Origin of the sequence: Collinsella sp. HCP28S3_E9, assembly GCF_052065455.1 — a bacterium.
GTDB lineage: Bacteria > Actinomycetota > Coriobacteriia > Coriobacteriales > Coriobacteriaceae > Collinsella.
Window position 1 is genome coordinate 1 of the sequence record NZ_JBQHTZ010000008.1, and the last position, 14,544, is coordinate 14,544.

Genomic DNA, 14,544 nt, shown 5'->3' on the forward strand with positions numbered 1-14,544 from the left:
GTCCTTTCCTAGAACCTGTTGTTGTGGTGATTTCAGATTCTAGGACGAAGGCCGTTCTTCGTTAAACGAGCGCTAGGGTGTCACCCTTACACCAACATTTTCGACGCGATCGACCTGCTCGGCGAGTCTGCGAAGCAGCTCCTGCATATCGATGGCGCCGTCGTCGAAACGGGGCATGGCGAGCATGTCCGGCGTCGGGTCTGATAAGATTTCCATAGCGGTCTTCGTCCTTTCCTAGAACCTGTTGTTGTGGTGATTTCAGATTCTAGGACGAAGGCCGTTCTTCGTTAAACGAGCGCTAGGGTGTCACCCTTACACCAACATTTTCGACGCGATCGGCGGCACCATCATGGGCGAGAGCGATACGAGCGGCGAAGAGCAGCTGCTAACGCGGGATGACGCATCAGACAAGAAAGGCGGGGCATACGGTGATGAACCGTATGCCCCGCCTTGGCGTAATTAATTACCGCCTAGCTGCGTCGACGCGTGCGACGCAAGCCAATGGCAAGCGCCATGAGACCAAGCGTTGCGAGTGCGTCAGAGACAGCAAACAGACTGTCGCCCGTGCCGGGCATGCCGTCCTTGGAACGCGAGACCGTATGGGCCTTATCGGTCACAGCAAGCTCAAGGGAGCCCGTGCCGCCCATGGACCATACGTCGCGGTTGTAGTCGTTCACAGCGGACCAAGATCCGTCTGCGGCAACCGAGAAGGAGAACGATGCGCTCGCGGCGGTACCGTCGCCGATCATGTAACCGGCAGGCGCCGAAGTCTCCGTCACGGTATAGGTCTCCCCGGCCACGAGCTGGGCCGAGCCAAGCGAGGCGATGCCATCGTCGCCGCTGGTAAGTTCAACGACAGATGAGCCGTCGGCAAACCGGCCTTCAACAGTAAAGACCGCACCGGGCAGCGCATCGCCGAACCCATTACGCTTGAGGAGCTTAAGGGCAAAAGCCGTATTGGTCACTGTGCCGCAGTCGAGCGGTAACTCAATGGAACCGGCCACATTATCTGCCGTAACGGTCAGTTCGTTTGTAGCGACTTCCTCGCGATCGAGGTAATAGCCAGCCGCGGGGGCGACTTCGACAAAGCGATAGGTGCCCCACGCGAGACCCGTCGCCACGATGGAGCCATCCGTATCGGTTGCGCGGCCATCGCCCACATCGACCCAGCCCGAACCGCTCTTGAGCTGCAGCTTAAACGTTGCGCCGGCAATGGGCTGTCCGCCCTCGTCGACTTTGTGCATCGACACGCTACCCAGAAGCGGCTCGTTGGTAACGACGGGAGTCGAGCCGTCTGCCGTGGCGAGCACGTTGCCGACCCCATTGGCGGCATCGAGCACATCGAACGAGCTCACGAGCGAGCCGCCCGGCGCAACCGGCGCATAGCCGGTTGCGGAAACCGTCTCGATAAGCCGATAGCCGCCCTTCTTGAGGCCCGTCACCTTAAGGCAGCCGTCCGCATTTGAGGAATGCGCCGCCACTTGCGTGCCCGTCGCGTCGAGGACATATGAACAGCCGGTCTTAAGCCCGGAGATCGTCACGGAGTCAGTCTTGCCAAGCGGCGTGTAGACGAGCTCGAAGCCCGCACCGTTGACCGGAGATCCGGTCGCGGCATCGCGTTTCTCAATGGCGAGCCCCGCGTTGAACTCATCGTTCTCGACCTTGACGGCCTTCGTCTCTCCCCTATCGCTGCCACCGAGCGTGAACGCGGTCACCGCGCCGGCCGCGCCGGGCTTCTTGGTGAGCGCGGACTCGCCCGTCTCGACCAGGTAGTACTCGCCCGCGGGCAGGCCGTCGGACTGCCTGACAAAGTAGCCGGCGAGCGAGCCGAAGGCGCCATCGCGGTTGAGCCACTCGACGGAGCCGTCCGCACTCCACTTGCCATCGGCATCAGTCACGATCGCGGCGATTTTCACGCCGCCGCCGTCAACGGAGGAGGCATGGTAGGTGCCGCGGTAGAGGTCGAACGTCATGCCCGCGACCGGCAGCCCGGAATCTCCGTGCCTGTAGAGCTTCTGCAGCGAGAAGGCGGAGCGGTAGAGCGGATCGGCCACCGTGATCTTGGCGGCGGAGGCGTCGAGCTCGACGCCCTCGTGCGCGCCCCCGAGCGTCACGACGCCCTCGGCATCGATCTTGACCGTGAAGTCCGCCACGGCGACATGGCCCGCGGGCACCACGGACTCGTGGACCCGGTACGTGCCGGCGGGAAGGCCCACGAGCCAGCCCGCGTCAGCGTCGGAGCCGGACTCGCCATAACCAGACGCAACGGTCGTAGAGATCACGCCTTCATCGGAGCGCGCCCACGTGGCCACCACATCGGAGCCGCTCGAGAGCTCGAAGGCAATGCCGTTGAGGGCGGAGCCCGCAACGGCGCCCGTGCCCGAGCCGCCCTCCACCTTATCGAACGTCAGGCGGTTGCGCACGTTGTTGGCAGTGATCGCACGACCGTCAGCCACGTCCCAGCCCTCGGGGGCCCGCGAGAGCGCCGCGCCGCGCTTATCGACCACAACAAGGCGCTCGCCGCGCTCGTCGAAGCGAATGTAGAGCGGCGCGTCCAGGCGCCCGTAGCCAGCCGGTGCGGCAGTCTCCTCGACACGGTAGACCTCGCCGTTGATGAGGCCGCGCAGCTCGACGGCGCCGCCCACGGGGCTGACGGTCTTTGAGCCGTCGGCGCTATCGGAGAAGCGCCCGGTGACGGTAAAGGTCGCACCGGCCACGAAATCGCCCGTCGCGGCGTCCGCCTTGGAGAGAGAGACGCTGTTGGCCCGATCCTTCATGGCGAGCGATAGCCTGCCCGTGCCGGAGAGCGACCAGATGCCGTGCTTGTAATCGCCAACGGCACTAAAGGAACCGTCGGAGCCCACCCTGAAGGAGACGGAGGCGCTCGCAGCGGATCCGTCGCCGATCTTGTAGCCCTCGGGCGCCGCAGTCTCCGTCACGGTATAGGTCTCCCCCGCCACGAGCAGGCCATCGGGCAACGAAGCCGTGCCGTCGGCGGCGGTCACGAGATCGTGCGCGGCCGAGCCGTCGGAGAACTCGCCCGTCACCGTAAAGCGCGCGCCCGAGAGGTGCTCGCCGTCGTCGTTTAACTTGACGAGCCCGAAGCCGAGCCTCTTGTTGGTCACCGTGCCGCAATCGAGGGGCGAAACGATGGAGCCCGCCACGTTATCGGCCCCAACGGTAACGCTCTTGGTGGTGACGCTGCCGCTCATGTAGAAGCCTGCGGCAGGCGCGACCTCGGCAAAGCGATAGGTACCCCAAGCGAGACCCGTCACGGTGATGCGCCCGTCAGCGTCGGTCGTATAGAGGCCGTCTGCCACATCGTTCCAGTCGCCGTCAGCCAAACGCTGCAGTTTAAATTGAGCGCCCGCGATCGCGTTGCCGTCAGTGTCCACCTTATGCATCGTCACGCTGCCCAGCAGCGGCATGTTGGTGACATCGGGGTCGGGGACAACATTTGCAAGCCCGGCCGAGCCCTCGCCCACGACAAACTCTCGCACCACCGTGCCATCGGCCCCAAGGGAGCCATAGCCAATCGCAGGCGCGGTCTCGACAAGCTGATAATGGCCCTTCTTGAGGCCCGTCACCCTGAGCGCGCCCGGCGTGGCGGGAACGGGGGCCAGGCAGCCCGTGCCCGCGGCGTTAAGCGCGTACGAATAGCCGGACTTGAGCCCGCCGATAGTCACAGCATCAGTGGAGCCCAGGGGCGTGTAGCGCAGCTCGAACGCGGCGCCGTTAACGGAAGCCCGCGTGAGAGCGTCCTGCTTATGGATCACGAGCTGAGCGTTGAACTCGCCGTTCGTAACTTTGACGGCCTTCACCGCGCCCCTGTCGTTGTCGCCGAGCGTGAACTCGGTCACCGCCCCGGCCCCATCGGGCTTCCTGGTGAGCGCGGACTCGCCCGTCTCCACCAGGTAGTAGTCGCCCGCGGGCAGGCCGTCGGACTGCCTGACAAAGTAGCCGGCGAGCACGCCAAAGGCGTTCTCGCGGTTCATCCACGGAACGGAGCCATCGGCAGACCACTTGCCGTTGGCGTCCGTCCTAATGTCGGCGATCTTGATGCCGCCACCGTTGTCAGCGGAAGCATTGTACGAACCGCGATAAAGCTCAAAGCTCATGCCCGCAACCGGCAGCTCGGAGGAACCGTGCCTGTAGACCTTCTCCAGCGAGAAGGCGGAGCGGTAGAGCGGGTCGGCCACCGTGACGGTCACACCGTGATCGTCAAGCGAGACGCCCTCGGGAGCGTCCACCAAAGAGACCTTGCCCTCGTCATCGATCTTGACCTTAAAGTCGCTAACGGCAAGGTGTCCAGCAGGCACACGGGACTCGCGCACCGTATAGACACCGGCGGACAAGCCAAAGATTACACCAGCATCGGCATCGCTGCCGGCCTCGCCATAACCGCTCATAACGGAAACGCTCACGTTTCCGTTCTCATCACGAGACCAGCTTGCAACAACGCTAGAACCCTTCAACAGCTCAAGCGTAACGCCGTTAAGCGAATTCGAGGCACCGGTACCGTTACCCGCGGCGTCAACCTTGTTAAAGCTCAAACGCGTCTTGCTGTCGAGCGCGGCAATCGCCTCGTTTTCGGCGATTTCCCAGCCGCTCGGAACACTCTCGAGCGCGTTGCCTTGGGCGTCCACCACGGAAAGCTTGCTACCGGCAGCATCAAACTTGACGTACAGGCTGGAGCTCAGGCGCCCGTAGCCAGCCGGTGCGACAGACTCTTCGATACGGTAGATCTCGCCGCCAATGAGGCCACTCAGCGTAACCGCACCGCTGGTGGGCTGCACCGTCTTGGCATCCTCACCCGTATCGGAGAACTTACCATACACGGTAAACGTCGCACCCGAAACAAACACGTGCGAGCTCGCGTCGGCCTTGGAGAGCGAGACGGCATTGGCCGTGTCCTTCATGGTGAGCTCAAGCGTGCCCGTGCCCGCCGCAGACCACACGGTTTTGGTATAGGTGCCGTCAGCCGCAAAGGTGCCGTCAGCCTTGACGGTAAAGCGGTAGGACGCGCTTGCGGCGGAGCCGTCGCCGATCTTGTAGCCCGCAGGGGCCTCGGTCTCCGTCACGGTATAGGTCTCCCCCGCCACGAGCAGGCCATCGGGCAGCGAAGCCGTGCCGTCGGCGGCGGTCACGAGATCGTGCGCGGCCGAGCCGTCGGAGAACTCGCCCGTCACCGTAAAGCGCGCGCCCGAGAGGCGCTCGCAGGCGGAGTTGACCTTGATGAGCCCAAAGCCGAGCCTCTCGTTGGTCACCGTGCCGCAGTCGAGGGGCGAAATGATGGAGCCAGCCACGTTATCGGCCCCGACGGTAACGCTCTTGGTGGTGACGCTGCCGCTCATGTAGAAGCCTGCGGCAGGCGCGACCTCGGCAAAGCGATAGGTACCCCAAGCGAGACCCGTCACGGTGATGCGCCCGTCAGCGTCGGTCGTATAGAGGCCGTCTGCCACATCGGTCCAGTCACCGCCAGCCAAACGCTGCAGTTTAAATTGAGCGCCCGCGATCGCATTGCCGTCAGTGTCCACCTTATGCATCGTCACGCTGCCCAGCAGCGGCATGTTGGTGACATCGGGGTCGGGGACAACATTTGCAAGCCCGGCCGAGCCCTCGCCCACGACAAACTCTCGCACAACCGTGCCGGCGGCCCCGACAGAAGCATAGCCAACCGCCGGCGAAGTCTCGACAAGCTGATATTGACCCTTCTTGAGGCCCGTCACCCTGAGCGCGCCCGGCGTAGCGGGAACAGGGGCCAGGCAGCTCGTGCCCGCGGCACCGAGCGCGTAAGAATAGCCAGACTTGAGCCCGCCAATAGTCACAACATCGGTAGAGCCCAAGGGCGTGTAGCGCAGCTCAAACGTGGCATTGTTAACCGCAGAATGCGTGAGCGCATCCCGCTTATGAATCTCGAGCCCCGCGTTGAACTCACGGTTCTCGACCTTGACGGCCTTCGTCGTTCCCCAATCGCTGCCACCGAGCGTGAACTTGGGCACCTCGCCAGCCGCGCCGGGCTTCTTGGTGAGCGCGGACTCGCCCGTCTCCACCAGGTAGTAGTCGCCCGCGGGCAGGCCGTCGGCTTGGCTCACGAAGTAGCCGGCGAGCGAGCCGAAGGCGCCATCGCGGTTAAGCCACTCGACGGAGCCGTCCGCACTCCACTTGCCATCGGCATCCGTCACGATCTCGGCGATCTTCACGCCGCCGCCGCCAACGGAGGAGGCATGGTAGGTGCCGCGGTAGAGGTCGAACGTCATGCCCGCGACCGGAAGCTCAGAATCTCCGTGCCTGTAGACCTTCTGCAGCGAGAACGCAGAGCGGTAGAGCGGGTCGGCCACCGTGATCTTGGCGTAGTGACGCTCGACGCCCTCGGGCGGCTCCTCGATCGTCACGACGCCATCGACGCCCTCGGGCGGCTCCTCGAGCGTCACGACGCCATCGACGCCGATCTTGACCGTAAAGTCCGCCACGGCGACATGACCCACGGGCACCACAGCCTCGTGAACCTTGTACTTTCCCGCCTTGAGGCCCACGATCCAGCCAGCGCTTTTGCCGGCGCCAGCCTTGCCGTAATCGTCCTCCACAGTAACGGAGACAGCGCCATTCTCATCGCGCGACCACGTAGCGACCTTCTTGCCAGTGCTATCCGAGACCTCCAACTTCACGCCGTTGAGCTTCGTATCGGCGGCAATGCCCGTACCGCTTCCGCCCTCGACCTTGTCAAACGTCAAGCGCGTCGCAGCGTTGGTAAGCGAGCCATTATTATTTTGAGCGTTATACCAACCGGCAACGGACCCGTCGACCTCTGTGACGCTGTAGGTATACGCCTTGCCGTTCTGGTCGGTCTGGGGCAATCCCGTAAACTCGTAGGTCCAGGTGCCATCTTCATTCTTGCTCCACGTGGGCGCAGCATCACGCAGGGCGCCAGTGGCATCGGCAACCTTGACAAGCTCCTCGCTGCCACCCGCAACCTTTCGATACAAATTGAGCTTAATACCGCAGGTAGAAGGATCAAGCGTCGAAGCAAGCCCCGTGCCCCAGTCATTCCAAGTCTTAGTAACGGTAACTGTGGTCGTCAGCAGCGTGTTCACATAGCGCTGAACCCCTTCTTCTGAGGCCGGCACCAGCTCAAGACGCATCGACCCGTCGCCGCTCGTGGCCAGAACATCACTCGGAGCGGTCGTAGCCAGATAGCTGCCCTTAACCAGCTCCACTGCGCGGTATTGGTACTCAACGGCCTGACCGTTCACACCAACGCCTTGCGCAGGCAACTTATCAAAGGAAACATTGGTATCTGCGACACTGACATTTCGGGTAAGCAGGTTATCGTTAAGAATCCAACCGTTAAATGGATCGTAGACAAATGGATTGGCGACAACGGACCCGTACTTGGTAAACCACTCCCACGTATGCCCGACATTAGAATAGCGCTGCAGGACAAACGTCGTAGCCCAGGAGTCATTTGGAGAAGACGTGCCCGGACGAGTTACCCAAGCGTTGTCGCCATCATCCCAAGTCTTGCAAACCTTTATCGAAGTCGTTTTACCCTTCAACTCGTTGGTAATGTTCGATTTCCAGGTTGAGCTTCCAGATGCATGCTCTTCAGTCTGAGAAGGCAGGTAGATGCTCGCCCCGCTACCCCTTATTGAGTAGTTTCCGTTCTTATCGCAGTCAAGATAGACCTTGACCTTAGACCCCCGCTGCTCATAGACCAGAAGGCTTTCGACAACGCGATATTCAACGTTAACCGCAGAAGAACCGGTACCGAGAGAGAGCGGGAGCATGGTCCAATGGCTATTGAAGTTGTAGGGACCCTTGCCGTCACTTTCCTTTGGCGTCAGCTGATCGACCGTTTTACGAACGACCGAACCATTAGAAAGCGTATAGCACGTCAGGTCGGTATCTATGTTGTTGACCGTGTCTTTATAGCTCGACGCGGTACCCACGTTAACACCATGAGCGGTAAAGAACGTGCCCGCTTCCTCCCAATCAGAGTCGGTGCCAGCCTCTCGCGCCTGGAGCGTAAAGTACTGGATCGGCCGTTGCTTCCAATCATCAAGAGCATCCCACTGCTTGGAAAAACCAACCTGGCCATTCAGGACGTTGGTGATATTGGGGAGCACGCCTGGATCGGAGAGGCACGAGCCGCCGTTGCCGTTTATGCAATATTGATCCGGCGTCACCGTCTCACGAACGTCATATCGCCACAGGGTACCATCGGGCGCCCATTTTTCGAGGTTCTTGATGGTATAGGTCCAAGAACCTGTATCAGAAGATCTGTCCCAGGAGATATAGTTCTCCAGATCAGGATTATCGCACTGGAGATTGACCAGGCCAGCATCAAGGTCCTCATCCAAGGTGCCGTTCTGGTATTTACGCGTCAACTCGATCGTGATCGAATCAGGCCGCGTGCTAAACACGTTATTACGGTCTTGCCAGATCTTTTTACCCGTAAGCGTCGCAGTAGCAGGCTCATAGGCATTCTTAAACGTCTCGCTCACTGCGGAAGGGTTCTCATCAAGCTCAACGGTGGGACCCATGGAGAGGGTGCCTTTTACGTCCGTGGGAAGAACGACGTCATATTTATTCGCCCAATCATCCGAAGACTTAAAACCAGAAGCATCGGCGGCAAGCTCGCCCATGCCGCTCGTGGCGGTGTAGCCGTTGGGCACAACCTCAACGGCAACATATTGCCACTTGGCACCTGAGGGCGCGTAGATGTCGAGGTTGTCAAACGTGACTGCACCGGACTCAGTGGCATGATTGACGTCCTTGCCCTTGAGCGTCTGCTCAGCCACAAAGGTCAGAGCGCTCTTGGAGTCATCATCCTTGACGTAGTAGCGGTACAGCCTAAACGTCGAGTCAGGGTACTTGGTGTCAACGTCGGCACGCCCCGTAAAGACCTTGTACAGCGTGAGCTTGCTCTGCTTAGACTTATAGGTATTCCTGATCGAGAAGTCCGTATATCTAATATCGTAGACCTTGTCAAAGGCCTTCTCGAGTTCGCTTTCGGGCTTGAGGTCCCAGCCAGGCTTACCAACAATGCCATCGATGACCTCGCGCACACGGTACTCAATGCGACGTCCCTCGGCATCATAGGCCGCGAGCTTATTATCGCTCGGCAGAGCGTTGCTATTGGAATTGTCCCCGTACTGGCCGATGCTGAACGTCCACTTGTTGCCGTCTTTCTCAAGGCTGTCCGTCCAGGCCACAGCAGTCTTGCCGTCAAGGATATCCTGACCAGAGTCGGTCTTACCCGTATTAGAGCTGGCCACGGTATAGCCCTTTGCCTGCGTATCATCCACATTCAGTGCAAGGCCAGACCAAGGCAAAGCAGCGCCATCGGTCCAGTTGCCGTTAGCTCCGTACGAACCCGCAAGCAGGCGGCGCTGCACGTAGATAGAAATCGCCGGCAGGTCGTCTTTGGAGTAACCGACAGGGACGTTCTCCCACAGCTTCTCACCCGAGACCGTTACCGAGCCGTGGATATGGAAATTGAACGTCGAGTCCTCACGGTAAACGAGCTGCTGGTCGTTGTCTGCAGGGAGGCAATCGGCAAACGATCTAACCTCGTCATCTGCCTTATCCCACGAGCCGGGGTCCTTTGTATAGGGATCCTGCGAAACCGTATCGTCATCATAGTAGTCGAGCGCGCCCTTGGTGTCATCCAGGACATTCATATCCACACGCGCGTAATAGACGTACTGTCCGCCGTTGCCGTCGTACTTGGGAAGGTTCTTGAACGTGGCGTATTGGGTAAAGTCACCCTTGGTGTCGTTGCGCAGGCGATCGGCTGGGTCGGACGACACCCACTCAAAGTGGCCGTCGTACTCGGAAGGAGAAACCGACGAGAGCGTGATTACGGGATTTCCTTCGTCATCTTTAATGATATTGCCGTTATCGTCATACGTATAAGCCGCACGATACAGCACCAGCTTAACGTCAGGGCGCTGGTTGAGGACGTCCTTGACGTAGTGGTCGAACCACTTGGTATGGAACGTCACGTCCTTGGTGCCCGTACGCTTGTTAGTAAACGAATAGTTGAGCTGGTCTTCCTGGTGCCAGGGCGAACCGAAGTCTGTGCTCGAAAGTCCGCCGACGGATCGATAGTCACCGGCATTGGCGATATTCTCCTCGACCTTCCAATCAACGATGGCGCCGGAAAGATCGTACTTAGGAAGTCCCACGACGGAGAAGAAGGATGAGGCCTTGATCACATCGACCGTAAAGGTAATGGACTTTGAATCCTCTGAAACAATCACATCGGTGTTTTCGGAGGCGTCAGCAGACCCAGTTAGCGAGCTAAAGTTGCCCTCCGAATCTTTTTTCTTTAGAGGCTGGTCGATTTTACCGGCAACCCTAACGAACAGCTTCCGACTGTTGTCACAGACAAACGTAAACTCGGAGCTCGATGCGGGCGCAGAGATTGTTATCTGAGCCTTGGGGCGCTTGATCGCAGCAGATCCAGCGTCAGCCCAGGTCTTATCGATAGAGATATCCACCGAACCAACGCGGCGATTCGTGACCTCGAGAGAATTTTTATCGCGATTTTCCCCATACGAAACCTCATACGAAAAGCCCTGCGAAAGGTTCTTGGAGATCATGCGAGTAGAGGTATCCGTCTCAGGCCAATTTCTAAGCAGCGAACGATAGGCCGCAATCTCCTCGGAAGAGCCGTATGTAGCCCTGCGAACAGCAGTATCGCGATCGATGACCTCATATTTTAGGTCGTCTGGTGTATCGCTGCTATTAAGCGTAGACAGCTCTCTGATAGAGACGTCATTCTTGGAAAGCCCGCCAACTGGGACATTTAATTCGTCGTACCAAGAGTTCTCTTCGTTAAGAGTGACCTTATTAATCAGTTCACCCTCTCTATAGGCCAACTGTCCATCCCTTTGAGAAACGATATCGTGATTCGCATACAGGCCAATCTCAACAGGCACGCGGGAGGCAGCGTTGCCGCTATCAAGCCATTTCTTGGAGACCGCAAATTTCGAACTGGAGGCATTGCCTTCAATCACGCGCCGGTTATAAAACTTGGTATAGATTTTGCGAGACTCGGGGTCGATACCGCGAACCGTATGGTCTAGGTTAAAGCCATCCACCGATTCCTCAAGAAAGAGGTAGTCGTACTTAGACCCGTTGTCGTCATATTTGGGTAGACGGATAAACTCAACATGCCAAGGACTCGTCTCCCACCAGCCAAGCTCCCAGGAAGAGCCAGGAATCGTCTGAAAATTGGGCGTGGGATCAACGCGACCGTCCAGCTCAATCGTTGTAAGCAGCGAATCGTTGCGGATTACCTTGACCGTTACCTTTGGAGCAACGCCATTACCACATTGTTTGGCATCCTGTGTCCAAATAGGATTGCCCTCGGCATCAAGGGCCTGCCAATACTTATCAACGGTCGCATCAACTGTATCCACGTAGCTGTTGACAAAGCATTTCTCTTTAGCATCATATTCGCCATAACAGAAAAGGAGATTCTGGTTGCCGTTAGCATCAGTAAACGTGCCAAAAAACTCAAACGGGCCGTCCGGTTTGGTAGGCAAGGCAGAGAACCGGTCAGGATCCTGCGTGTCCAGCACCTCAACCTCTTGCCAGCGGTAAACGTACTCGTTGCCCAGCTCGTCATATCGGGGCAGACCGCTCTTCGAGAAGGACTGCTCAGAATTCTCGGCGCTCCAGCCGTTAAGCGTGACGCGACCGTCAGCGACGTCGTTCCAGGTATAGGTGCCGATAAGCGAGCCATCAGCTCCATACATGGGATCTTCCTTAGAGAACCACTGTCCGTTGTTGTATGTAGCATGCTCTTTAAGGATGCGCTGGAGCTGAAAGCTCACCTCGACGGTACCGAGTTGATCTTGATAGGCGCCGATATCCCAGCGCTTCTTGGCGCTAACGGTTTCGGTCTCAGCACGACGATTGGTGAGCGTACCGCCGTTGTAGACGCCAAAGTTGTCGGAATCGGAGCGCATCCATCCATCAAGCAAATACTCGGTGTTTGTATCGCTTGCACTGAAATAGTTGGGACCGAGATCGCCCGACGTGTTGCCCTCGTTGTCGACCGTGCCGAACACATGCTCATAACCCGCGAGGGTCGACTCGCGGAGCTGGTAGATATAGGGGTAGCCCTCGGGATCGTACTTGGCAAACTGCGTGAAGCCATCGGTGCCGTACTTATCGAGCAGTATCTTCCCAAGGTCCATCTTAGCGTTGTTGATGGAACCGTCTTCACTGTTGTAGCTCGCGCCCAGCTTATTATTCTGCTCGGCCGTGACCTCGAGCTTTACGAACTCGCCTTTGCGATCACCCGTCATCACGACCACCTGCGCCGCGCTCCGCGCATCGTTGCCGGGCCTTGCGGAATAGCGCCACAGGGTATAGGTGGCCGCAGGGCGCGAAATCTCGTTGCCATTGGAATCGGTCGAACCGGGCACGTAGTCGTCGAGCCAGACCTTGGTAGCCTCAAACCGCGTGGTGCCCGTATGGCGCACCGTCATAGTACCGCCGCTGTAGCACGCGGAGATATCGCTCGCATAGTCGGGAACAACCTTGTTGTCGTAGGAGACCTCGTAGGCATCGCGATAGCCGGAGGTGCCGGAGTTATCTATTGTCTGCTGGATCAGGCGGTACTTCATCGACACGCCGGATGGATGGTAGGCCGGCATGCGACCGCTTATAACATAGTTGTTGGAAGCATTGTCATTCCAGGTAACACTAAAGAGCTGGTGTTCGATGAGCTGCAGAAGACCGTCCCCGTTGATATTGCTTACATCCTTGTCGTCAGACGCACCCATATGCCGCGCAGCCGTAAGGGTCAGGTACTTACCCCATCTCGAATACCAGCCATTATCGCCGGAAAGGTTGTGATCCACCATATCGTTGCCGATGTGGACATCGACGTTAAAGCTAACGTTTTTGAGCATCATCAGACATTCTTTGGCATAGGGCTCCACATAGTCCGTACGGTCACTCAGCATGGAGGAGTCGGGCACGATGTAGTCGCCAGACTCAGAGCGCTGCGAAGGGTCGGCGTTGCAGTTAGGATAGAGTGTCGAGCCAGTTTTGACTTCCACGGCCCCATCGCCCGCCGTCACGTGGGAAATTGCATACGTGATGGGCTGTTCTTGCGCCGTGCCGTCGTCCGTTCGCGTCACGACCTTGGCGGGAAGCTTGCCAGCGAGTACCACGGACGCCTCGTATTCGGAGACCGTGGACGCTGCAACGCTTACCAAGTGGCCATCGGTCTTGGCGGCATCGAGGATCTCCTGGGTAAATCCGAGCTGCGTGGCCGCCTCATCGGACAGGTTATCTCCGTCCTTGGTGAGCGCCACATAGGTCTTACCGCCATCAAGAGAATAGAATACACGGTATTCGTTTCGATTCTGGAGAGCCTGCGCGGACGGGCGGTTGACGTTGTTGTTATCGGCCCAAAACGTGGTGAACGTGATCTTGCTGCCGTAAGAACCCACAGGGGTCACCGCAGAAACCGGATCCTGGGAGGTGCCCGCCACATTGACGGCAACCGTTGAGGAAGCATCGGCCCTATCAATCCCAAGAAGCCCCTCAACATGGGAGCGCGCGGGAATAGTGAGCTCGCAAGTGCGCACGCCCTCGGTCTGCGTCTGCTGTATCGCCCAGTCAAGCGTTGACTCCTCGTCTTTGAGGAGCGCAGAATCGAGCAGTACATCGGCATCGACGGCAAAGGACTCTTTAGCCTCAAAGGAAAGGTCGGCATCGGTCTGCTCGTCATGCGGAGTAGCGAAGGCCACAGTAAGCTTAGAGGCAGTGAGCTGTGCATACCCAAGGCGGATGCGCGTGGTATTGCCCTCAGCATCCAAGCGGTAGAGGGCAATGCGCTTGATGCCATCATTGTCCTGGAGCTTGGCCGAATCGAGGTCGAATGTGAGCCCGGCGGGAAGATCGACGGTAAAGGTGTCGCCTTCAAGCAGCGCCGTGTTGAGAACACACTTGATGTTGAGCGAGGCAGGCAGCTGCACAGGAATTTCCTCGATGGGGCCTGCTTCAGCAAGCTCTCTCAAGCGCTTGTCAAAGGCAAGGCCCTCGGAGGATACCGTGAGCGCGCTGGCATCGTGCGACCAGTCGCGCGGGACCACGTCAACGGCGTCCTGGTTGCCAGAAGTGTCCTCGTTGGAGGCGGTGGTGTTGTTGGAAGTGCTTGAGTCAGACTTGTCATCGTTCGAAGCACTCGCGCTAGCCTCACCCGAACTATCGCTCGACGAGACGCCCGATGCGGCGTCCGAGCCGGTCTTGTCATCCGACTCCCCCGCCGCATCGGTCTCGGCAAACGGTTGGACAATGTCCTGCCACGACTGGGCGTCCTCAAGCGTAAGGGCAACCGCGCTGGCAACGCCGTTACCCAAAAGGGCCTCGACGCACATGATAAAGGTGAGGGCAAAAGCCACAGCACGCTTAATCTGCCTCATCCCAACCTACTTTCGGTAATAGTGTCCTAGAACTCATATTTTACCGAAACAACAACCGGAGAAAAATAGGATTAAAGAAAGGCGGAGCACT

2 protein-coding genes are annotated in these 14,544 nt (G+C 58.8%); both read right to left on the minus strand.

What is annotated here, in order from left to right; genetic code table 11:
• Nucleotides 1–72: 72 nt before the first annotated feature.
• Entirely contained in the window at nt 73–216 is a 144-nt protein-coding gene (locus ACTNA2_RS05135; RefSeq protein ID WP_441048789.1) for a hypothetical protein, read from the minus strand.
• 254 nt (nt 217–470) lie between these two features.
• The gene (locus ACTNA2_RS05140; RefSeq protein WP_441048790.1) at nt 471–14,453 is read right to left on the minus strand and encodes a SpaA isopeptide-forming pilin-related protein; all 13,983 of its coding nucleotides are present in this window, start codon (nt 14,451–14,453) and stop codon (nt 471–473) included.
• Between the last annotated feature and the right edge of the window lie 91 nt (nt 14,454–14,544).

Bases quoted from the DNA above. Each gene is read 5' to 3' on its own strand.
- ACTNA2_RS05135 (WP_441048789.1), bottom strand. From the start codon at position 216: ATGGAAATCTTATCAGACCCGACGCCGGACATGCTCGCCATGCCCCGT.
- ACTNA2_RS05140 (WP_441048790.1), bottom strand. From the start codon at position 14,453: ATGAGGCAGATTAAGCGTGCTGTGGCTTTTGCCCTCACCTTTATCATG.